We start from the raw sequence: 21158 nt of genomic DNA, 5'->3' as shown, positions 1-21158 counted from the left end.
ATGAAAAAGCTTCTTCTCGGTCCTGTCGTCGCGCTCGCGCTGGCCGCGGGCGTCCATGCCCAGACCACGCTAAACGTGCGCGACGCCGATATTCGCGCGTTCATCGCGGATGCCGCCAAGGTTACCGGGCGCACGTTTATCATCGACAACCGCGTCGCGGGCAAGGTGACGGTGGTCACCGATCGCCCGCTCAGCCGGTCCGAATATTTCGAGATCTTCCTCTCGACGTTGCGCGCCAACGGCCTCGTCGCGGTGCCGACATCGAATGGTGCGTTCCGCGTTCAGCCGCTCGACAACGCCGCCTCGCAGCCGAGCCGGATCGGCGTCGCAGGCGCGGCGCGGAACAGTTATGTGACCGAGATCATCCGCCTTCGCGCGATCGATGCACAATCGGCGGTCGAGACCGTTCGCCCGTTGGTCAGTGCGCAAGGTTCGGTCAGCGCGAACCGTGGCGGCAACAGCCTCGTCGTCGTCGATTTCGCCGACAACATACGCCGCATCCGCGAAGTCCTCCGCCGGATCGACACCGATACGTCCTCGACGCGCGTCGTCGCGCTCAAGAACGCGAATGCGAAGGAGATCGCAACGGCGCTTCAGGGGCTGATCGGCACAGGAACCGGCGGCGGGCAGGGTGCGGCCACGACCGGTCCCAGCGCCTCGGTCGTCGCCGTCGAAGGCTCGAACGCGGTCGCGCTGCGGGGCGATCCGACTACCGTCGCCCGCCTCGCGCAGGTCGCTGTCGATCTTGATCAACGGGCGCGTAACGGTACCGAGATCCGGGTCGTCTTCCTCGAAAACGCCGACGCCGAGCAACTGCTGCCGGTGTTGCAGGAACTCGTCGGCCAGACCCCGACCCAACCGGTGCAGACGGCATTGTCGCGCTCAAATTTCGGACCGAACAGCAGCAACGGAAGCGCAGGAGGGCAGTCGAACGCCTCGCAGGCTCGGATCCCCCAGTCTGGACCGACATCCGGCGGCGGATCGTCGGGATCGGGTCAAGCTGCGATCTCCGCGGCGGGATCGAAGAGCGCGGTGGTCGTCACGCGTTTCGCCGGCGCCAACGCGATCGTCATCGCTGCCCCCGCAGAAATCCAGCGCCAGTTGAACGAGGTCGTCCGCCAGCTCGACACGCGCCGCGAACAGGTGCTGGTCGAGGCGATCGTCGCCGAAGTATCGGATTCAACCGCCCGTACGCTCGGCGCGCAGTTCATCGTCGGCGACCCGAGCGGCGGTGCGTTCGGCGCGTCGACCTTCTCGAACTCCGCGCCCAACATCCTCCAGATTGCCGGCGCGATCGGCGCGCGCTCGATCGGTGGCAATGGCACGACGGTCGTTGCGCCCGATGGCACGCGCACCGAAACGAACACGCCCAATGCCGCGGCGGACACGTTGCAGCAGTCGGCGATCGCGTCGATCCTCGCGGCCACCGGCGGCTTTGGCGGGTTCGGCGGCAAGATTGGCAGCACGTTCTTCGGCGCGATCATCAACGCGGTGAAGAGCGACACGACGTCCAACCTGCTCCAGGTCCCGCACCTGGTCACGCTCGACAACCAGGAGGCGCACAGCCTTGTCGGGCAGGAGATCCCGATCACCACCGGCCAGGCGCTCAGCACCAATTTCGACAACGCGTTTCGCACCACGCAGCGCCAGAATGTCGGCATCGAACTGACGGTCCGCCCGCAGGTGAACTCGTCGGGTACGGTGAAGCTCAACCTTCGCCTGGAGGTCAGCTCGATCGCCGGCCCGGTATCGAGCGACAACAGCGACCTGATCCTCAACAAGCGTGAGGTCGAGACCGTCCGGACCGTCGACGACGGCCAGATCGCCGTGATCAGCGGCCTGCTCGACGATAATGAACGCCGCACGATCGAGAAAATCCCGCTGCTCGGCGACATTCCCGTGCTCGGCCATCTGTTCACCTCGAAGGCGAAGCAGCGGGCTAAGACCAATCTGATGATCTTCATCCGCCCGACCATCCTGCGCACCGCCGAGGACAGTCGCAAACTGACCGAGCAGCGGTACGGCTATGTCCGCCTGCAACAGGGCTTGCAGGAGCCGGGTACAGAGCCGTCGATCGATCAACTCGTCCGCGATTACATGGGCGCCGCCCCGCCGATCCCTAGCGCACCGATCCCCGGCAACATCGAGGACCCCCGCATCGCCGTTCCGGTGCGTACATCGACGATGGTCGTGCGGCCCAGGAAATGATCATCCGCGAAGGCCACGAGATCGACGCTCTTCCTTCCCCCCTCCCGCTTACGGGAGGGGAGTGAGGCAGATCTCCCCCAGATCACCATTCCCTACGCCTTCGCGCGGAAGTTCGGGGTTGTCGTCGATCACACGGACACCGACTCCCATCTGACCATCGCCATGCGCGCCGGGGCGGAGCCCAAGGTTCTAGTCGAACTTCGCCGCTACCTCGCCCGCCCGTTCGACGTCACCTTCGTGGAACAGATCGCGTTCGACCGTCTCCTGTCGAACGTCTACGCCATGGACGGCCAGGCCAACGCGCTGGCCGCGGTCGGGATGGGCGACGAACTCGACCTGCTCGCCGGCGACATGCCGACCGCGGAGGATCTGCTCGACACCGCCGATGACGCCCCCGCGATCCGCCTCATCAACGGCATCATCGCCGACGCCGCGCGCAATGGCGTGTCCGATATCCATATCGAGCCCTACGAGACCGGCCTCGTCGTGCGCATGCGGATCGACGGCGTGCTGCGCGAAACGCTGCGCATGCCGCCCAACGTCGCGCCGGTCGTCGTCAGCCGCGTCAAGGTGATGGCCCGCCTCGACATCGCCGAGCGCCGCGTACCGCAGGACGGCCGCATGGGGCTGACGCTGGGCGGCAAGCTGCTCGACGTCCGCGTCTCGACGCTGCCGAGCCGGGCCGGCGAGCGCGTCGTGCTGCGTATCCTCGACAAGGAAAACGCCGGCATCGACCTCGAAGCGCTCGGCCTGCCGCCCGCACTCTTTGCGCTGCTCAACGAAGCGTTGAGTGAACCCAACGGCATCATCCTCGTCACCGGTCCGACCGGCTCGGGCAAGACCACTTCGCTTTACGCCGCTCTCCGCCTGCTCAACGACGGCAGCCGCAACATCCTCACGGTCGAGGACCCGGTCGAGTACGCCGTCGACGGCGTCGGCCAGACGCAGGTGAACCCGAAGGTCGGCCTCACCTTCGCCGCCGGCCTCCGCGCGATCCTCCGCCAGGATCCCGACGTCGTGATGATCGGGGAAATCCGCGACCGCGAGACCGCCGAGATCGCGGTACAGGCCTCGCTCACCGGCCATCTCGTGCTGTCGACGGTCCACACCAACGACGCGATCGGCGCGATCACCCGCATGCGCGACATGAAGGTCGAAAGCTTCCTTCTTGCCTCGACGCTGCGCGCGGTGATCGCGCAACGTCTCGTCCGCCGGCTGTGCCCGACCTGTCGCAAGGCGGTTCCTGCGTCGGATACGGTCGCGCCACTGCTCGGCATCGCGCCGGACGCGGTCGTCTACGTCGCGCAAGGCTGCGAGGACTGCAACCAGACCGGCTACAAGGGCCGCATCGGCGTATTCGAAGCCGTCCGCATCGACGACACAATCCGCCGCTTGATCAACACCGACGGCCACGAATCGGAGATAACCGCACACGCGTTCGCCAAGTCCCCGAACCTAGCGCAATCGGCCCGTGACCTAGTCCTCTCCGGCCAGACCACCGCCGAAGAAGCCGTCCGAGTATCTCGCCGCGACACCACGGAAGTCGTGGAGGATACGGAAGTTGCATAACGCCCTAACAATCCTCCCCGGAACGGGGAGGGGGACCAGCGAAGCTGGTGGAGGGGGCTCACCACGTTCGCACCACCAGCGGTGCGCCGCCAGCAGCGCAACGCAACGTGCGCGGCACGCCCCCTCCACCACCGCTTCGCGGCGGTCCCCCTCCCCTTGCAGGGGAGGATAATGGCGGACTTCGATTACATCGCGATCGATACCAAGGGCGCCGAACGCCGCGGCCACGTTGCCGCCGCGGACATCGACGTCGCACGTGCGACGCTCGACGCGCGCAAATTCTACGTCGTGAAGATCACCCCCGGCGCGCCGCCGCAGGCCTCGAAGGGCCGCCCGCTGTTCGGCCTCCAGCTCGGCACGCCGAAGATGTCGGGCAAGAGCCTCACGCTCTTCACCCGCCAGCTCGCCACCCTCAATCGCGTCTCCCCGCTGGAAGAGTCGCTCCGCACGATCACCCGCCAGACCGAGCAGGACAGCGTCCGCACGATCGTCCAGCACGTCCACGCCGGCGTCGTCGAAGGCCGCCGCCTCGCCGACGCGATGGCGCGCGAACCCAAAAGCTTCCCGCCGCTCTACCGCGCGATGGTATCGGCCGGCGAAAGCTCGGGCTCGCTCCCGACCATCCTCGACCGTCTCGCCGCGCTCCTCGAGCGCCAGGCCGAGATCCGCGGCAAGCTGATCACCGCGCTCGCCTATCCCGCGATTCTCGCGCTCGTCGCGTTCGGCGTGGTCACGGCGCTGATGATGTTCGTCGTGCCACAGGTGGTCGAGCAGTTCGACACGGTCGGCCAGCAATTGCCGCTGCTGACGCGGATGGTGATGGCGTTCTCCGCGTTCCTCGTCGGTTATTGGTGGGTGATGCTGCTGATCGTCGTGGGCGGCGGGCTGGCGGGGTGGCAGGCGCTCAAGGACCCGACGATCCGGCTCGCGTTCGACGGCTGGCTGCTCCGCATCCCGCTGCTCGGGCGTCTCCTGCGCGACCTTCACGCAGCACGGATGGCACGCACTCTCGGCACGATGGTCGCGAGCCGATTGCCGCTGCTCGACGGCCTCAACCTGACCGCCAGCACGATCCACAATCGCCGCCTGCGCCTGGCTTCGGACCAGATCGTCGAGGCGATCCGCGGCGGCGGCTCGCTGTCCGCCGCGATGCGCCGCGCCGGCGTCTTCCCCCCGCTGCTGACCTATCTTGCGGCATCGGGCGAAGCGGCTGGCCGCCTTGACGAGATGCTGGAGCGCGCCGCCGATTATCTCGAGCGAGAGTTCGACCGGTTCACCGCCACCGCGCTCTCGTTGCTCGAACCGCTTATCATCGTCGTGATGGGCGGCATCGTCGCGACGATCGTGCTATCCATCCTGCTCCCGATCCTCCAGCTCAACACGCTGGCCGGACAATGAGGTTGTTCATGCGTCCCGAAGCCAAGAAACGTCCCGAACTCCGCAAAAAACGCGAAGCCGGCTTTACCCTCGTCGAGCTGATGGTCGTGATCGTCATCATCGGCCTGCTCGCGACCATCGTCGCCCTCAACGTGCTGCCCTCGGGCGACACTGCGCGGATCCAGAAGGCGAAGGCCGACATCGCCCAGATCGAGGGCGGGCTGGAACTCTACAAGCTCCAGAACATGACCTTCCCCAACACCACGCAGGGCCTCAATGCGCTTGTGTCGGCGCCCGCCGGCCTCGCTGATCCGTCGCGCTATCAGCGTGGCGGGTATCTGAAGAAGCTGCCGAACGATCCCTGGGGCCGCCCGTATCTCTACGCGTCGCCCGGCGCACATGGCGAAGCCGACGTCTGGACCTTCGGGGCGGACGGCAAGGAAGGCGGCGAGGGGATCGATGCCGATATCGGCAGCTGGCAATAAGCGGCAGGCTGGTTTTACGCTGGTCGAGCTGATGGTCGTGGTTACGATCATCGGCTTGGCGTCTGCGGTGGCCGTGCTTGTCATGCCCGACCCGCGCGGCCGCGTGCTCGACGAGGCGACCCGTTTTGCCCTGCGCGCCCGCGCGGCGCATGATTCGGCGATCGTCGAGGCACGCCCGGTCAGCGTCTGGATCAGCGGCGGCGGTTACGGTTTCGACCGGCGGCTCGCGGGCGGCTGGACGCCGATCGCCGAGAAGCCGATGCGCGTCGAACGCTGGAACGACGGTACGAGAGCCATCATCGGCGACACCAGCGGTCGCATGCGCGTGACGTTCGACCCGACCGGCCTCGTCGATCGCCCTGCGGAGATCCGCCTCGATCGTGGCGGCGTCGCGGCGACCGTCCACATCGACGCCGACGGTAGCGTAAGAGCCGATGCAGGCTGAGCGCGGCTTCACGCTTTGTCGACGTTACGCCGAACACGGCTTCACGTTGATCGAAATCATGGTCGCGCTGGCAGTCTTCAGCCTCGCGGCGATGGCGCTCGTGCGTCTGGAGAGCGCAACGATCCGCGGCGCCTCGATCCTCGACGAAACGCTCGTCGCGCAGATGGTCGCGCGCAACGTCGCGATCGACGCGGTGACCGCCACGCAGCCCCCGACCGCAGGCCGCGTCACTGGCGTCGAGACCAACGGCGGCCAGCCTTGGACGTGGACGCGGCAGGTCAGCGCGCTCGGCGGATCGAGCGTGTTGCGGATCGACGTGGCGGTCGCCGACCGGACCGGCACGCAACTCGGCCGCCTGACGATGGTGCGACCGGCGCCGCGGATGGTGATGTGACGCACGCAAAATCCGAGGCCGGCTTCACGCTCGTCGAAGTCATGGTCTCGCTCATGATCTTCGGCATGATCGCCGCCGCCGGTGTCGCGATCCTGTCGTTCAGCGTGAAGGCGCAGAGCAGCACCGGCGCCAAGCTCGACGACATCAGCGCGCTCACCCGGACCATGTCGATCCTGTCCGCCGATCTCGCCCAGGCTTCGAACCGCGCCAGTCGCGACGAGGCCGGCATCAGCGTCCCCGCGTTCATCGGCGAAGGCGGGTCGGGCGTCACGCCGATGCTCCGCCTAGTCCGCACCGGCTGGAGCAATATCGACGGCGCGGCGCGTTCCAGCCTGCAGAAGGTCGCCTATCGCGTCGACGGGGGGACGTTCCAGCGGATTGCCTATCCGATGATCGACGGCGCGCAGCCGCTGCCCCCTGCGGCACTGCTCACCCGCGTTCGCCAGGTCGGGCTACGCTACCGCTTCGCCGGGGCCTGGACCGACCGCTGGGACGGCGCCAGCGGCAGGTCGTTGCCCGACGCGATGGAACTCACCGTCCAGCGCGACGACGGTACGCAATTCCGTCAGATGTTCCTCGTCGGCACAAGCTATGTCCCCGCGCCGGCCGATGGAGCCGGCCCATCGACTACGCCGCCGCCCGGCACGCCAGCGCAGGAGACGCCCGGTGCGCGTACCTGATCGCCCCGGCCATCGCGGGCAGGAGCGGGGCGCCGCGTTGCTAACCGTCCTGATGCTCGTCGCGATCATCGCGGTGATGGCGGGCGCCGCGCTGGAGAAACTGCGCCTCTCGACCCGCCTCGCGGGCAATGCCGCGACCGGCGAGCAGGCGCGCGCCTTTGCGTTCGCAGCCGAGACGATGGCGTTGACCCGGGTCTCCAACCTGCTCGCGCAAAGTCCCAAGCGAGTCACGCTGGCGGGCGGCTGGAGCAACACGCCGTTCGGTCTGCCGGTGCCAGGTGGTTTTGCCACCGCGCGCGTCCGCGATGGCGCGAACTGCTTCAACCTGAACGCGCTGGTCGCCATGACGACCCCGGGCGTCTATGTCGCCCGCGGCGAGGTGCGACCACAGTTCGTCCGGCTGATGCGGTTGCTCGACGTGCCGGTCCAGGTCGCCGAACAGGTCGCGGCGGGTACGACGGACTGGATCGACAGCGATCAGGACCAGCAGCCCATGGGTGCCGAGGACGGCGCGTATCTCGGGCGCGACCCGTCGTATCGCACCGCCGGTACGCTGATGAGCGACCCCAGCGAACTGCGTCCGATCGCCGGCATGACGCCAGAAATCTACGCGAAGATCCGTCCGTGGATTTGCACGCTGCCCTTCGCCAGGCCATCGCCGATCAACGTCAACACCCTGCTGCCCGAACAGGGCGTGCTGCTGGCAATGATGTATCCCGATACGCTGTCGGTCGGCGCCGCCCAGCAACTGCTGCTGCGGCGACCGGTGCAGGGCTATGCGACGTTCGACGAAATGCAGAAGGGCGCGTCGCTGCTCGGCGCCGCCAATATCGCGCCTGGGGTGGATGCGGCGGTGACGTCGAAATGGTTCACGCTCGATATCGACGTGACGCTCGGCACCACTCAAATGCAGGAACGTGCGCTGATCGACGCGAACCGGCTTCCCGCGCAGCTCGTATCGCGGCAATGGGGCGAGCCATCATGACGACATTAGTGTTCCTCCCTGCCGGCGAGACCGGATTCCGCTGGATGCGCGTCGCCGACGCGCGCGTGGTCGGCGAGGGGGAGGGGATCCCCGATATCGCCGCCGACGACGAGACGATCGCGGTGGCGCCGGCCGATGCGGTGACGCTGCACTGGGCGGAACTGCCGTCGCGCTCGGTGGCGCAGGCGACCGCCGCCGCGCGTATCCTGGCGAGCGAGGCAAGTGCATCGCCGCTCGCCGAACTGCACGTCGCGGTCGGCGACGAAGGCGCCGCCGACCGGCCGATCGGGGTAGTCGGCACGGCGACGATGCGCGACTGGCTTCGGATGCTGGCGGAGGCGGGAGTCGATCCCGTCGCCGTCATTCCCGCCCCGATGCTGCTCCCACGACCGAACGAGGGATACGCGCGGGCGGACGTTGCGGGCAGGGGCGTGGTGCGCGGTACGTCGAGCGGGTTCGCCGACGAGGCGCGACTGACCGAACTGGTGACGGGCGGCACTGCGCCGGCGACAATCGCGCGCGATACGCTGGAGGCCGCGATCGTTGCCGCCGCCGCGTCGCCGACGCTGGACCTGCGGCAGGGCCCATTCGCGCGCCGTCGTCGGTTCGGGGTCGACTGGGGACTGATCCGGCGACTGGCGCTGTTGGCGCTGACGATCCTCGCCGTGACGCTGGCGATCTCGCTCGTCCGCATCGCCAAGTACAGCTTTGGTGCGGACGCACTGGAAGCGGAGGCCAATACCGTCGCCGTCACCGGCCTGCCACGCGGCGAGACGGTGGTCGACGCCAGCCGCCAGCTCGACGAACGCCTGTCGCGCGTGCGCGGGCCGGGGCTTGGCTTCACCAACACGACCGCGGCGGTATTCGCCGCAGTACGCGCGACACCCGGCACAGAAGTCACCGGGCTCGATTTCCAGGCGAACGGCGACCTGCGCTTGTCGGTGGCGGTCGAGCGCGAGGCGCTGGCGACGGACCTGAAGCGCGCGCTGGAAGTCGCAGGCTTCTCGGTACGCGCGGGCGTGTTCCAGGCGGCGGCCGGCCGCGTGACCGGCGAACTCACGGTTAGCCCAGGTTCAAGCAGCCCGTCGGGAGTGACACGATGACCGGACTGAAGACCTGGTTCGAGGGGCGCTCGCTACGCGAACGTCGCCTGCTGCTCGTGATGGCGGCGCTCGCGGTACTGACGTTGCTCTGGGCGCTGATCATCCGGCCGGTCGGTGACGGACTGTCGAGCGCCCGCGAACGCCATGCCGATGCCGTCACCCGGCTCGGCGAGACCCGCGCACAGGTCGCGACGTTGCGCGATATCCAGCGGGCGCGGGCGACGCCGTTGACCGGTACGCTCGCCGACACGGTACGGGCCGAGGCCGACCAGGCCGGCTTTGCCCTCGCATCGCTCGATCAGGATGGGGCCAGCCGCGTGCGTATCGGTATCCAGTCGGCACGACCGGCCGCGCTCGTCGCATGGCTGGCGCGGCTCGAACGGCTCGGCATTCTCGTCGATTCTGTTGCGATGACCGACAAGGGCGACCAGACCGTCGGCGTCGCGCTCACGTTGAAGGCACGCGCGGCATGAGGCGGATTCGGATGCGGACCGGCCCTGCGGCGTTGTTCGGGGGCATGCTGCTGATCGCATTGATCGTTTTCCTGCCGATGCGCGCGGTGCTCGGCTGGGTCGGTGTCGGCGATGAAGGGCTGGTCGCACGCCGCGTGTCGGGCACGATCTGGGGTGCGACGCTGACCGAGGCACGGTTCGGCGATCTCGCGCTCGGCAACCTGCACGCGCGGCTGTCGCCATTGCCGCTGCTGATCGGCCGCGCGACGATCGTCTTCGCGGGTCCCGAGGCGGTGTCCGCCAGGCCCTTGCGCGGGTCGGCAAGCGTCAGTCGCCACGGCTTCGGCGTCGATCACATGACCGCCACTGTCGCGACCGGCCGGCTGTTCGCACCGGTGCCCGTGTCCGCGCTCGACCTCGACGACGTCTCGGTTCGCTTCCGCGACGGCCAGTGCGAATCCGCCGAAGGCCGTGTCCGCGCGACGCTGGCGGGCGGCGTCGGCGGGATCGCCTTGCCGCAATCGGTCAGCGGCACCGCGCGCTGTGATGGCACCGCGCTGCTCCTGCCGCTGACGAGCCAGGCCGGTACCGAAGGCATCGCGCTGCGGATCGAAGGGGCGGGCACCTACCGCGCCGAACTGTCGCTGCGCCCGTCCGACCCGCTGGCAGTCCAGAAGCTCGAACAGGCCGGCTTTGTGAGCGGCCCGAACGGCTATCGGCTCGCCATCGAAGGACGTTTTTAACGCGTTAATGCAAGTCGGCGGTTGACGGGAGGCGGCGACCCCCGCTAGGGGGCAGCGCCTACGCGGCGGTCGTAGTTCAATTGGTTAGAGCGTCGGCTTGTGATGCCGGATGTTGCGGGTTCAAGTCCCGTCGGTCGCCCCATTATTCCCGTTATTTTCGTATGTGCCTGCAGCGCGGGCGCTTTGGGCTGGTAAAAGCCTCGAGAAAATAATATTTCGCCTCCCGGTAATTTTATTCTCCTCAGGAGCCGGCGATGACAGCGGTTTGGGACCTTCCCGATTTCGACGACCACGAGGGCGTTCATGCCTTCACCGATCCCGAATCGGGCTTGCGCGCGGTGATTGCGCTGCACTCGACCAAACTGGGCCCGGCCGCCGGTGGCACGCGCTTCTGGCACTATGCTGATAACGGCCGCGCGGTAACCGACGCGCTGCGCCTGTCGCGTGGCATGAGCTTCAAGAATGCGATGGCCGGCCTCGAACTCGGCGGCGGCAAGGGCGTGGTCCTCGCGGCCAAGCCCGGCGACGTCATCACGACCGCACAGCTCGAGGCGTTCGGTCGCGCGGTCGATTCGCTCGGCGGGCGCTATGTGACGGCGGAAGACGTCGGCATGTCCGAACAGCGCATGAAAGTGATCGCGACGCAGACCCGCTACGTCTCGGGCCTGCCGGTCGCAAGCGGCGCTGCCGGTGGCGATCCGGGGCCCTACACGGCGCTCGGTATCTATCTCGGCGTGAAGGCGGCGGCGCAGCGCGGCCTCGGCGCGACCGACATGAAGGGCGTCCGCATCGCGATCCAGGGCGTCGGTTCGGTCGGCGGCGGTCTCGCGCGGCTGCTGGCGAAGGACGGCGCGGTGCTGACGCTGGCTGACGTTGACGAGGGCCGGGCGCAGAAGCTCGCCGGCGAACTCGGCGCGACCGCGGTTGCCGCTGAGGCGATCCTGACGACCGAGGCGGATATCTTCAGCCCGAACGCGCTCGGCGCGATCCTGACCGAGATGTCGATCGCCGCGCTGAAGGCGAAGGTCGTCGCGGGTGGCGCGAACAACCAGCTGAGTGTTCGCGAAGACGGCGCGCGGCTCCATGCCCGCGGTATCCTGTACGCACCCGACTACGTGATCAACGCCGGCGGGATCATCAACGTCGGCCTGGAATATCTCGGGCAAGGCGACGAGGCCGAGGTGAAGGCGCGGATCGCCCGCATCCCCGAGCGCCTGATCCAGGTCTGGGATGAAAGCGATCGTTCGGGTGAACCCTCCTCGGACGTGGCGGACTCGATCGCAAAGCGCTTAATCGGCCGCTGAGCGTCCTTCTCCCCTCCGGGGAGAAGGTGGCACGAAGTGCCGGATGAGGGGAGTTGGGGCGAACGACCCGAGCCTCACTCCCCCTCACCCTCCCACCGCAAGTGCGGCGGGCCCCTCCCTCTCCCCGAGGGGAGAGGGTAAAAAGTCCCCGCGTGACGTCAGCGAATTAAGCCCATAAGGCTGTCTCCAGTGGCCACCCTACACGCCTTCGCAAACCCCGCGCGCTTCCTGAAGATCGCCAAGCCGTTGACGCCGCTGCTCTTCTGGGCGGGCGTCGCGGTTATCGCGCTGGGCTGTTGGGCCGGCCTTACGCAGACCCCGCCCGATTATCTTCAGGGCGAGACGGTCCGCATCCTCTACATCCACGTCCCCGCCGCCTGGCTCGGCATGGGCGGGTGGAGCGGGATCGCGATCTCCAGCATCATGGTGCTCGTCTGGCGTCACCCGCTCGCCAGCATCGCCGCGCGTGCGATCGCGCTGCCCGGCGCCGTCTTCGCCGCGCTCTGCCTGATGACCGGTTCGATATGGGGCAGGCCGACCTGGGGAACGTGGTGGCAATGGGACGGCCGGCTGACCTCGATGCTGCTGCTGTTCTTCGTCTATCTCGGCTACATGGCGCTGGCGAAGGCCGATGCCGACCGTGGCGGCGACGGCCGTATCCCCGCGCTCTACGGGATCGCCGGCTCGGCGCTGCTGCCGATCATCCGCTATTCGGTGGTGTGGTGGAACACGCTGCACCAGGGACCGAGCATCGGCCTGACCCAGTCGACGATCGACGGCTCGATCCTGTGGCCGCTGCCGATCATGCTTGTTGGCTTCACCCTCGTCTTCGCGGGAATCGTGCTGATGCGGATGCGGACGATGCTTGCCGTCGCGAAATCCGAAGTTCGGATGCGCAGGATGGCGCGCGCATGAACCCCTGGCCGTTCGTGACTGCCGCGTATGTCGTGACGCTCGGAGGCGGCGCGATCATCGCGTTGCTGAGCTATCTGGCGATGCGTAAGGCCGAGCGATGAAAGCCAAGCACCAACGCCTGACACTGGCGCTGCTGGCGCTCGGCGCGGTCGTCGTCGCGGGGTTGCTCGCGCTGTCGGCGCTGAAGGATCAAGCCGCGTTCTTCTACGCGCCCTCCGACGTCCGCCGCGACGGCCTGCCGCTCGGCCGCGCGGTCCGGCTCGGCGGGATGGTCGAGGACGGTTCGGTGCAGCGCGCCGCTGACGGCGTCACCGTGCACTTCGTCGTCACCGACGGGCAGGCGACCACCCCCGTCGTCTTCGCCGGGATCGTCCCCAACCTGTTCCGCGAGAAGTCGGGCGTCGTTGCCGAAGGCCAGTTCCAGCCGAACGGCAGCTTCGTCGCCTCGAACCTGCTGGCCAAGCACGACGAGAAATACATGCCGCCGCAGATGGCCGGCAAGATGCATGAAACCAAGACGCTCGAACCGGACGCACGGCGATGATCGCCGAAGCAGGCCTGGCCGCGCTCTGGTTCGCGGGCGCGCTGGCGGCGTTGCAGTTGGCGATGGCGGCGATCGGTATCGCCCGCGGCCGTGACGACGTGGCCGCCGCGGTGCGACCGGTGGCCATCGTCCAGGGCCTGCTCGCGCTGCTGGCGATGGCGTTGCTGATCGAGCTGTTCCTCGACTCCGACATGTCGGTGAAGCTGGTCGTCGAGAACAGCCATTCCGCCAAGCCCTGGCTCTACAAGTTCGCCGGCGCATGGGGCAATCACGAGGGTTCGATGCTCCTGTGGGTAACGATCCTCGGAGTGGCAGGCGGCGCGGTCGCGATCTTCGAACGCGCGCTGCCCAAGCGCACGCTGACCGCGACGCTCGGCGCACAGGCGACGATCGCGCTCGGCTTCTACGCGTTCCTGCTGTTCTCCTCGAACCCGTTCGCGCGGTTGAACCCGGCCGCACCGAACGGCCTCGGGCTCAATCCGCTGTTGCAGGACCCCGGCTTGGCGTTCCATCCGCCGACGCTCTACATCGGGTATGTCGGCCTCTCGGTCGCGTTCTCGTTCGCCGTCGGCGCACTGGTCACCCGCGACGTGGGGCCAGCGTTCGCCAAGGCGATGCGGCCCTGGGTGCTGATCGCGTGGATATTCCTGACGCTCGGCATCACCGCGGGCAGCTATTGGGCGTATTACGAGCTCGGTTGGGGCGGCTGGTGGTTCTGGGATCCGGTCGAGAACGCGTCGCTGATGCCGTGGCTTGCCGCGACCGCCTTGCTCCATTCCGTGACCGTGCTGGCGACCCGCGACGGTCTGCGCGCCTGGACGATCATGCTGGCGGTGGTCGCCTTCTCGATGTCAATGATCGGCACGTTCCTGGTGCGCTCGGGCATCCTGACCAGCGTCCACGCGTTCGCGGTCGACCCGGAGCGTGGCGCGTTCATCCTGGCGTTGCTCGCGATCTACATCGGCGGCGCGCTGGCCCTGTTTGCGGCCCGAATCGGGTCCGTGCGCGCAGGCACGACCTTCGACCCGGTCAGCCGTGAGGGCGGTCTTGTCGCGAACAATTTGTTGCTATCGGTCATCCTCGGGATCGTCCTGATCGGCACGCTGTATCCGATCGTCGCGGCGAGCTTCGACGTCCAGCTTTCGGTCGGGCCGCCGTTCTTCAACAAGGCGGCGGGGCCGATCGCATTGTTGCTGGTCGCCGTGATGGCGGTCGGGCCGTTGCTGCGCTGGCGGCGGGACGATGCGAAGGCGGTGCTGGGCCGCGTGATGCTGCCGATCGGCGCGACGCTGATCGCGGCGCTCGCGTTGCTGTTCGTCTGGCCGGGCGTGCTGCCTTGGGCGGGTCTGTCGCTCGCGGCCGGGCTCGCCGTCGCCAGCGTAGCGCCGCTGTGGAAGCGCAAGTTGAAGCGCACGCCGCTGTTCACCTACGGCATGGTCCTCGCGCATCTCGGCATCGCGGTCAGCCTTTCCGGGATGGCGTCGGACAGCGCTTTCACCAAGGAGACGCTGGTCGCGGTGCGCGCGGGAGAGCTGGCGCGCGTGGGGCCGTACACCGTGACGCTCGACGGGATATCTCCCGTGATCGGCGAGAACTGGTCGGCACTGGAAGCGCGCCTGACCGCGACGCGCGGCGACAGCGTGCGTATCCTGCGGCCGCAACTCCGCTTCTTTGCCAACCCGCCGACCAGCACGAACGAGTCCGCCATCCTGACGGTACTCGATGGCCAGCTCTACACCGTGCTCGGTCAGCCGGACGGGCAGGGACGGTGGCAGCTTCGCCTCTGGTGGAAACCGTTCGTGACGCTGATCTGGTTCGGCGGCGTCCTGATCGCGCTGGGCGGGATGCTGTCGCTGCTCGGGCGGTGGCGCCGCGAGCGCCGGACCGCGATACGGAATGAATGGGCATGAAGCGTTTTGCACTCTGGGCACCGCTCGCAATCTTCGCGCTGCTGTTCGCGGTGGTTGCGAGCGGGCTGTTCCGTCCGGCTGAAAAGACGGTCCGCTCCGCGATGGTCGGCAAACCGCTCCCCGATTTCGCGTTGCCGGCGATGGTCCCCGGCAAACCGGGTTTGAGCAGCGCGTCGTTCCGGCAGGGCAAGCCGCGCTTGCTCAACGTGTTCGCGAGTTGGTGCATCCCGTGCATCGCGGAGGCGCCGCAACTGATGCGGTTGAAGGCTATGGGCGTACCTGTCGACGCGATCGCGATCCGCGACACCGGGCCGGCGATCGCGGGATTCCTCCGCCGCAATGGCGATCCGTACGAGCGGATCGGCAGCGATCGGGCCAGCCAGGTACAGATGGCGCTAGGCTCGTCGGGCGTGCCCGAGACGTTCGTGATCGACGGCCACGGGATCGTCGTGAAGCAGATCATCGGCGACATCCGACCGGAGAACGTCGCTGAGATCGTGCAAGCCGTGAAGGACGCGCGGTGAGACGCTCGCACTTCATCCCCCTTCCGCTTGCGGGAGGGGTTAGGGGAGGGGCTTCTAAACTCTCGCCAACCCCGCGTCCGGGTCCTGCCCTCCCCCGACCCCTCGCGCGAGCGGGAGGGGAGATTGCTGCGGCGTTGCTGCTCTGCATCTCACCCGCCGCTGCGCAGCCGGCCACGCCGCCCGCGCACTACGCAAACGTGCAACTCGCCGACCCCGCCAAGGAAGCCTCCGCCCGTGCGCTGATGGAGACGTTGCGGTGCCTCGTCTGTCAGGGCCAGTCGATCGCCGATAGCGACGCGGACATGGCCGCCGACATGCGCGCGCTCGTCCGCGAACGGATCGAGCGCGGGGAAAAGCCTGTATCGATCCGCAACTGGCTGGTGGCTCGGTACGGGGAGTATGTGACCTACGACCCGCCATTGTCGGGGCTGACGTGGCCGCTATGGCTCGCACCGATCGTGCTGCTCGCGATCGGCGGCTGGATCGCGCGGTCAAGCTTTCGGCGGAGGGTGCGCTGATGGGGTATGTCTGGCTCGCCGCGATCGGCACAGGGGCGTTCGCGCTGCTCGCGTGGAAGGTGGACCGCGTTCTATGGTCCATGGTCGCATCCGCGCTGATGCTCGGCGCGGCGGGCTATGCGTGGCAGGGACAGCCGGGACTTGTCGGCCACACGGTATCGACCGGGCTCGCACCGACGCCCGACGATAGTGCGATGCTCGACCTGCGCGATCGGATGCTGGAGCGTTATACCGGCGCGGCTGCGTATCTGGTCGCGGCGGATGCGATGACGCGGATCGGCGATCGCCGCGCGGCGGTGCGAGTGCTGCTCGGCGGCATCCGCATCGCGCCGAAGAGCCTCGTATTGTGGACCGGACTCGCCAACGCGCTGGCCGCGCATGACGGCAATCAGGTTTCGCCGTCGGCGCTATTTGCCTATCAACAGGCGGCGCGCCTGGCGCCCAAGCATCCGGCGCCACCGTTCTTTCTAGGACTGGCGTATGTGCGGGCGGGGGAGTTCGAAAAGGCACGACCGTATTGGGCTAAGGCGCTTGCCTTGACGCCATCCGACATTTCGTATCGGGGCGAGATTACCACGCGGCTCGCGTTGCTGGATCGGTTTCTGGCTATGCAGGACATGGCCAACGCAGGCCAAAGATAGTTCGCCATCCTGGGCTCGACCCAGGATCCAGAGCCATGAACGTTAAGCTATTCGGCTCTGGATCCTGACTTTCGTCGGGATGACGGAAGAAGGGTGACGGTAAGGAGGGCTTACTGCCCCCGGCCGGTCTTCGACTGAAGCTCGTCGATCTTCTTCGAAGCATCCGCCTTGCTCAGCGTTTCGTCGAATTCCTCATGCGCTTCTTCGGACAGCGTCTTGAGGTAGCTTGCCTGCGCACCGGTCATCTTCTCGTCGCCGGTGGTCCAGTCGTCCGGGTCCTTCTCGGCGTTCGAGAACGGTTCGGACTTAGGGTTCGGTGTGTCGGACATTGGTAATTCCTTTCCCCTGTCCAACACCCGTGTTCCGCATGTGTTCCCGATTATCCGGCCCATGCTTCGTAAGGTAAACCTAGATCATCCGCGACCGCCTTGTAGGCGATCTTGCCCTTGTAGACGTTCAGCCCGTTGGCGAGATGCGGATCGGCCTTCATCGCCGCCTCGGCACCCAGATTGGCGAGCTTCAGCGCGAACGGCAGCGTCGCATTGTTGAGCGCGAACGCAGAGGTTCGCGCCACCGCGCCCGGCATGTTGGCGACGCAGTAATGGATCACGCCGTCGACCTCGAACACCGGGTCCTCATGCGTGGTCGCGTGGCTCGTCTCGAAGCAGCCGCCCTGGTCGATCGCGATGTCGACCAGCACCGAACCGCGCTTCATCGTCTTCAGCATCTCGCGCGTCACGAGCTTGGGCGCCGCTGCGCCGGGCACTAGTACCGCACCGATCACCAGATGCGCGTTCTTCACCGCTGCGGCGATCGCCGCCTTCGACGCATACGCTGTCTTGATCTGGCTGGAGAAGAACATGTCGAGTTCGGCCAAACGATCGTTCGAGATGTCGTAGATCGTCACGTCGGCGCGCATGCCGACCGCCATCTGCGCCGCGTTGACGCCCGAAACGCCGCCGCCCAGGATCGCGACCTTCGCCGGCGCAACACCCGGAACGCCGCCGAGCAGGACGCCGCGTCCGCCCTGCTCCTTCTCGAGATAATGCGCACCGACCTGCACCGACATGCGGCCCGCGACCTCGGACATGGGCTTCAGCAACGGCAACCCGCGGCGATTGTCGGTGACGGTCTCATACGCGATGCAGGTCGCGCCCGACTTCATCAGCCCCTCGGCCTGCGGCTTGTCGGCGGCGAGGTGCAGATAGGTGAACAGCAGGTGGCGCGGTTCGAGCATTGCGATTTCGCTCGGCTGCGGCTCCTTGACCTTCACGATCATGTCGGCACCGGCGAACACCGCCGCCGCGGTCGGCAGGATCGTCGCACCGGCGTCGACATAATCCGGGTCCTCGAAATCGATCCCCGATCCGGCCTGCGTCTCGACGACGACCTCGTGGCCGGCCGCGACCAGTTCGGCGACCGACGGCGGCGTCAGGCCGACGCGATATTCGTGGTTCTTGATTTCCTTGGGGACACCGACGCGCATTGATTCCACTCCATTATCGTTTGCGCGATAGTAGCGCGCCTTGGACGGGAAGGGTTCGCAAATTTGTCGCAATACGGTAGCGTCCTTGCACGATAAATGCGTTCGCTGTCGTCGAAACGGGAAAACCTTGAGCATCACGATCGAACGCAGGATCCTGGACCTGTTGGCGGCCAATTCCGACCTGACCAGCGCCGAGCTTGGCGACGCGGTCGGTCTGTCGGCCAGCGCTGCGCACCGCCGCGTCGCGCAACTGCGGGAAAGCGGCGCGATCGTCGGCTACCGCGCCGTCCTGTCCAGGGCCGCGCGTGGCGACCCGAGCATCGTGCTCGTCAACGTGACCCTCCGCGACCAGCGCCAGGAAACGATGGCGACATTCGAGGCGGAGATCGTCGACTGCCCGCAGGTCGTGCAATGCTTCCTGATGAGCGGCGAGGCGGACTACATGCTCCACGTCGAGATCCGCGACGGCGAGACGTTCGAACGCATCCACCGCGAAACGCTGTCGCAACTGCCCGGCGTCACGCGGCTGGCCTCGCACTTCGTGATCCGCGAGGTCGTCACCCGCTGAACGACGGCGGACCGGTGATCGACGCGTACGAGATTCTTCTCCCCTCCCTGGAAGGGAGGGGGCGGGGGTGGGTCGGTCCGCTTGTGCCGCCGACGTTCGATAATGCGGAAGCCGACCCACCCCCAACCCCTCCCTCCCAGGGAGGGGGGAAGTGTTGGCATGTCTTTCTCCCCAGCTCCGATCAGCCGTCGTTAATCCACGTTTCCAGCCGCGGCGTTGCCGCCCTCTACCCCCCATGCTAAATGCGCGCGCTTGGGGCACAGGGTGAAATCGGAAATTCGATGATGATTGCTGCACTTCCGGGTCGATTCACCGTCCAGTGAGCGTCGACCAGACAGCCGCGGCCTCGACCGTGCCACCCGCCAATCTCGATCTCGAGACGGGGCATCACAACTCCGACGGCATGCTGAAGCTCGCTTTCGGGGCGATCGGCATCGTCTTCGGCGATATCGGCACCAGCCCTCTCTACGCCTTCCGCGAAACCTTCGCCGGCCATCACAAGCTCGCGCTCGACGCGGCGCACATCATGGGCGTCATCAGCCTGATGTTCTGGTCAATGATGATCGTCGTGACGGTGAAATACGTCATCATCATCATGCGCGCCGACAACAAGGGCGAGGGCGGCAGTCTCGCGCTACTCGCGCTCGTCTCTGGCAAGACCAAGACGAAGCGCTGGAGCAAGGGCATCATTCTGCTCGGCGTGTTCGCGACGGCGCTGTTCTACGGCGACAGCATGATCACGCCCGCGGTCTCGGTGCTGTCCGCCGTCGAAGGCCTGGCGGTCGCCGCGCCCGCATTCGGGGGGTTGGTGCTGCCGATCGTGATCGTCATCCTGATCGCGCTGTTCTGGGTGCAGAAAAGCGGTACCGCACGGATCGGGCTCGTGTTCGGGCCGATCATGCTGGTGTATTTCAGCGTCATCGCCGTGCTCGGCATCCTCAGCATCGTCCAGACACCGCATGTGCTGTGGGCCCTGTCGCCGCATTACGCGGTCGAGTTCTTCCTGATCGATCCCGTCCGCGCGTTCCTCGCGCTCGGCTCGGTCGTGCTCGCGGTCACCGGTGCCGAGGCACTCTATGCCGATATGGGCCATTTCGGGCGCAAGCCGATCGGCCTGTCCTGGCTGGTCTTCGTGCTCCCTGCGCTGATCCTCAATTACATGGGGCAGGGCGCTCTGCTGTTCCGCGACGGGCAGGCGGCGCTCGTCAGCCCGTTCTACAACCTGGCGCCCGAGAGTCTCCAGCTCCCGCTCGTCATTCTCGCGACGATGGCGGCGGTGATCGCATCGCAGGCAGTGATCTCCGGCGCGTTCTCCGTCACGCAGCAGGCGATCCAGCTCGGCTTCATCCCGCGCCTGCGCATCGAGCACACCAGCGCTTCGACCGCCGGTCAGATCTACATCCCGCTCGTCAACGGCGCACTGATGGTGATGGTGATCCTGCTCGTGCTGTTCTTCCGTACCTCGTCCAACCTCACGAGCGCGTACGGGATTGCCGTCACGGGCGCGATGTTCATCGACACCTGCCTGCTCGGCGTGGTGCTGTTCCGCCTTTGGAACTGGCCGAAGATTGCGGCGATCCCGTTGCTGGCGATCTTCTTCACCGTCGATGGCGCGTATTTCGCGGCCAATCTGACCAAGGTGCCGGCCGGCGGGTGGTTCCCGCTGCTGGTGGGCTTCATCATCTTCACGTTCCTGACCACCTGGTCGAAGGGGCGGCAGTTGATGATCGATCGGATGCACGAGGCGGCTATGCCGATGAAGGTGTTCATCGGTTCGGCGGCAGGGTCCGCGTCGCGCGTGCCCGGCACGGCGGTGTTCATGACTTCGACCGCGGACGGCGTGCCGCACGCGCTGCTCCACAACCTCAAGCACAACAAGGTGCTGCACGAGCGCGTCATCCTGCTCACCGTGAAGATCGTCGGCCAGCCCTATTGGCCCGCCAACGATCGTGCGGTGCGAGAGGAGCTCGGCGACGGCTTCCACCGCCTCGTGCTGCGCTACGGCTTCATGGAAGACGCAGACGTTCCCGCGGCGCTGCGCCAGGTCCATACTTGCGGTGCGGACTTCAAGATGATGGACACCAGCTTCTTCCTGTCGCGCCAGACGCTGCTGGCGTCGGACAAGCCCGGCATGATGCTCTGGCGCGAAAAGCTGTTCGCGTGGATGCTGCGCAACGCCGAAAGCGCGATGGAGTTCTTCCGCCTGCCCACCAACCGCGTCGTCGAGTTGGGCAGCCAGGTCGAGATTTGATGCCTCATTTCGTCCATATCCCGGACTTGCACGGTGCGCCTATCCTGCGGGCGTTT

22 protein-coding genes and 1 tRNA gene are annotated in these 21158 nt (G+C 67.0%); 21 read left to right on the top strand and 2 right to left on the bottom strand.

The genetic code is table 11. The annotated features are described in order from the left end of the window. The 19 genes from gspD to U1707_RS02830 all read left to right on the top strand — a co-directional run bounded on the left by gspD (nt 1) and on the right by U1707_RS02830 (nt 16797). A complete protein-coding gene (gene gspD, locus U1707_RS02920; protein ID WP_332798621.1) occupies nt 1-2208 on the top strand; it encodes a type II secretion system secretin GspD in 2208 nt (735 codons plus the stop codon). A gap of 81 nt (nt 2209-2289) precedes the next feature. Next, nucleotides 2290-3777, top strand: a complete 1488-nt coding sequence (locus tag U1707_RS02915) for a GspE/PulE family protein (protein ID WP_443025653.1) — start codon at nt 2290-2292, stop codon at nt 3775-3777. 171 nt (nt 3778-3948) lie between these two features. Then, complete coding sequence (gspF, locus tag U1707_RS02910; RefSeq protein WP_332798619.1) at nt 3949-5175, top strand: type II secretion system inner membrane protein GspF; 1227 nt, start codon at nt 3949-3951, stop codon at nt 5173-5175. Nucleotides 5176-5183: 8 nt separating this feature from the next. Continuing rightward, nucleotides 5184-5639, top strand: coding sequence for a type II secretion system major pseudopilin GspG (gene gspG / locus U1707_RS02905; protein ID WP_332799042.1), 456 nt, complete (start codon nt 5184-5186; stop codon nt 5637-5639). After that, nucleotides 5614-6084 carry a GspH/FimT family pseudopilin gene (locus U1707_RS02900; RefSeq protein ID WP_332798618.1) on the top strand — a complete coding sequence of 157 codons (471 nt, stop codon included), beginning with the start codon at nt 5614-5616 and terminating at the stop codon, nt 6082-6084. Before gspG ends, U1707_RS02900 begins: the two co-directional genes overlap by 26 nt. Next, nucleotides 6074-6478: a type II secretion system minor pseudopilin GspI gene (gspI, locus tag U1707_RS02895; protein ID WP_332798617.1), complete on the top strand. Its 405-nt coding sequence runs from the start codon at nt 6074-6076 to the stop codon at nt 6476-6478. The genes U1707_RS02900 and gspI overlap by 11 nt, the downstream gene beginning before the upstream one ends. Further along, entirely contained in the window at nt 6475-7158 is a 684-nt protein-coding gene (gene gspJ, locus U1707_RS02890; RefSeq protein WP_332798616.1) for a type II secretion system minor pseudopilin GspJ, read from the top strand. The genes gspI and gspJ overlap by 4 nt, the downstream gene beginning before the upstream one ends. Next, on the top strand, nt 7145-8143 hold the full coding sequence (gspK, locus tag U1707_RS02885) for a type II secretion system minor pseudopilin GspK (RefSeq protein ID WP_332798615.1): 999 nt from the start codon (nt 7145-7147) through the stop codon (nt 8141-8143). Before gspJ ends, gspK begins: the two co-directional genes overlap by 14 nt. After that, nucleotides 8140-9246, top strand: coding sequence for a type II secretion system protein GspL (gspL, locus tag U1707_RS02880; RefSeq protein ID WP_332798614.1), 1107 nt, complete (start codon nt 8140-8142; stop codon nt 9244-9246). The genes gspK and gspL overlap by 4 nt, the downstream gene beginning before the upstream one ends. Beyond that, nucleotides 9243-9719: a type II secretion system protein GspM gene (gene gspM / locus U1707_RS02875; RefSeq protein WP_332798613.1), complete on the top strand. Its 477-nt coding sequence runs from the start codon at nt 9243-9245 to the stop codon at nt 9717-9719. The genes gspL and gspM overlap by 4 nt, the downstream gene beginning before the upstream one ends. Beyond that, the gene (gspN, locus tag U1707_RS02870) at nt 9716-10441 is read left to right on the top strand and encodes a type II secretion system protein N (RefSeq protein WP_332798612.1); all 726 of its coding nucleotides are present in this window, start codon (nt 9716-9718) and stop codon (nt 10439-10441) included. The genes gspM and gspN overlap by 4 nt, the downstream gene beginning before the upstream one ends. Nucleotides 10442-10506: 65 nt before the next feature. Beyond that, a tRNA-His gene (locus tag U1707_RS02865) sits at nt 10507-10583 on the top strand. 112 nt (nt 10584-10695) lie between these two features. Further along, entirely contained in the window at nt 10696-11745 is a 1050-nt protein-coding gene (locus U1707_RS02860) for a Leu/Phe/Val dehydrogenase (protein ID WP_332798611.1), read from the top strand. Between the two features lie 189 nt (nt 11746-11934). Next, nucleotides 11935-12660 (top strand): heme ABC transporter permease CcmC, encoded by a 726-nt coding sequence (ccmC, locus tag U1707_RS02855; protein ID WP_332798610.1) that lies wholly within the window; start codon nt 11935-11937, stop codon nt 12658-12660. Nucleotides 12661-12757: 97 nt separating this feature from the next. Then, on the top strand, nt 12758-13204 hold the full coding sequence (gene ccmE, locus U1707_RS02850; RefSeq protein WP_332798609.1) for a cytochrome c maturation protein CcmE: 447 nt from the start codon (nt 12758-12760) through the stop codon (nt 13202-13204). Then, nucleotides 13201-15114, top strand: a complete 1914-nt coding sequence (locus tag U1707_RS02845; RefSeq protein ID WP_332798608.1) for a heme lyase CcmF/NrfE family subunit — start codon at nt 13201-13203, stop codon at nt 15112-15114. The genes ccmE and U1707_RS02845 overlap by 4 nt, the downstream gene beginning before the upstream one ends. Further along, complete coding sequence (locus tag U1707_RS02840) at nt 15111-15638, top strand: DsbE family thiol:disulfide interchange protein (protein ID WP_332798607.1); 528 nt, start codon at nt 15111-15113, stop codon at nt 15636-15638. Before U1707_RS02845 ends, U1707_RS02840 begins: the two co-directional genes overlap by 4 nt. A gap of 134 nt (nt 15639-15772) precedes the next feature. After that, nucleotides 15773-16156 (top strand): cytochrome c-type biogenesis protein, encoded by a 384-nt coding sequence (locus U1707_RS02835; RefSeq protein ID WP_332798606.1) that lies wholly within the window; start codon nt 15773-15775, stop codon nt 16154-16156. Continuing rightward, nucleotides 16081-16797, top strand: coding sequence for a tetratricopeptide repeat protein (locus U1707_RS02830; protein ID WP_332798605.1), 717 nt, complete (start codon nt 16081-16083; stop codon nt 16795-16797). Before U1707_RS02835 ends, U1707_RS02830 begins: the two co-directional genes overlap by 76 nt. A gap of 110 nt (nt 16798-16907) precedes the next feature. Here U1707_RS02830 and U1707_RS02825 read toward each other — a convergent pair whose 3' ends face one another. Together U1707_RS02825 and ald are read right to left on the bottom strand one after the other, a co-directional pair. Next, on the bottom strand, nt 16908-17126 hold the full coding sequence (locus tag U1707_RS02825; protein WP_332798604.1) for a DUF3072 domain-containing protein: 219 nt from the start codon (nt 17124-17126) through the stop codon (nt 16908-16910). Between the two features lie 50 nt (nt 17127-17176). Next, nucleotides 17177-18283: an alanine dehydrogenase gene (gene ald, locus U1707_RS02820; RefSeq protein ID WP_332798603.1), complete on the bottom strand. Its 1107-nt coding sequence runs from the start codon at nt 18281-18283 to the stop codon at nt 17177-17179. Nucleotides 18284-18410: 127 nt separating this feature from the next. Between ald and U1707_RS02815 the strand changes: the two genes are divergently transcribed. Then, complete coding sequence (locus U1707_RS02815) at nt 18411-18851, top strand: Lrp/AsnC family transcriptional regulator (RefSeq protein ID WP_332798602.1); 441 nt, start codon at nt 18411-18413, stop codon at nt 18849-18851. 352 nt (nt 18852-19203) lie between these two features. Beyond that, nucleotides 19204-21102 (top strand): potassium transporter Kup, encoded by a 1899-nt coding sequence (locus U1707_RS02810; RefSeq protein ID WP_443025652.1) that lies wholly within the window; start codon nt 19204-19206, stop codon nt 21100-21102. Nucleotides 21103-21158: the final 56 nt, after the last annotated feature.

Source organism: Sphingomonas sandaracina (genome assembly GCF_036663695.1).
Classification (GTDB): Bacteria; Pseudomonadota; Alphaproteobacteria; order Sphingomonadales; family Sphingomonadaceae; genus Sphingomonas.
The sequence above is the reverse complement of the archived record's forward strand: the minus strand, read 5'-3'. Positions and strand labels throughout refer to the sequence as shown.

Coding starts and splice junctions, on each gene's coding strand:
- gspD (WP_332798621.1), top strand. CDS start 1: ATGAAAAAGCTTCTTCTCGGTCCTGTCGTCGCGCTCGCGCTGGCCGCG.
- gspF (WP_332798619.1), top strand. CDS start 3,949: ATGGCGGACTTCGATTACATCGCGATCGATACCAAGGGCGCCGAACGC.
- gspG (WP_332799042.1), top strand. CDS start 5,184: ATGCGTCCCGAAGCCAAGAAACGTCCCGAACTCCGCAAAAAACGCGAA.
- U1707_RS02900 (WP_332798618.1), top strand. CDS start 5,614: ATGCCGATATCGGCAGCTGGCAATAAGCGGCAGGCTGGTTTTACGCTG.
- gspI (WP_332798617.1), top strand. CDS start 6,074: ATGCAGGCTGAGCGCGGCTTCACGCTTTGTCGACGTTACGCCGAACAC.
- gspL (WP_332798614.1), top strand. CDS start 8,140: ATGACGACATTAGTGTTCCTCCCTGCCGGCGAGACCGGATTCCGCTGG.
- gspM (WP_332798613.1), top strand. CDS start 9,243: ATGACCGGACTGAAGACCTGGTTCGAGGGGCGCTCGCTACGCGAACGT.
- gspN (WP_332798612.1), top strand. CDS start 9,716: ATGAGGCGGATTCGGATGCGGACCGGCCCTGCGGCGTTGTTCGGGGGC.
- U1707_RS02860 (WP_332798611.1), top strand. CDS start 10,696: ATGACAGCGGTTTGGGACCTTCCCGATTTCGACGACCACGAGGGCGTT.
- ccmE (WP_332798609.1), top strand. CDS start 12,758: ATGAAAGCCAAGCACCAACGCCTGACACTGGCGCTGCTGGCGCTCGGC.
- U1707_RS02845 (WP_332798608.1), top strand. CDS start 13,201: ATGATCGCCGAAGCAGGCCTGGCCGCGCTCTGGTTCGCGGGCGCGCTG.
- U1707_RS02840 (WP_332798607.1), top strand. CDS start 15,111: ATGAAGCGTTTTGCACTCTGGGCACCGCTCGCAATCTTCGCGCTGCTG.
- U1707_RS02830 (WP_332798605.1), top strand. CDS start 16,081: ATGGCTCGCACCGATCGTGCTGCTCGCGATCGGCGGCTGGATCGCGCG.
- U1707_RS02825 (WP_332798604.1), bottom strand. CDS start 17,126: ATGTCCGACACACCGAACCCTAAGTCCGAACCGTTCTCGAACGCCGAG.
- ald (WP_332798603.1), bottom strand. CDS start 18,283: ATGCGCGTCGGTGTCCCCAAGGAAATCAAGAACCACGAATATCGCGTC.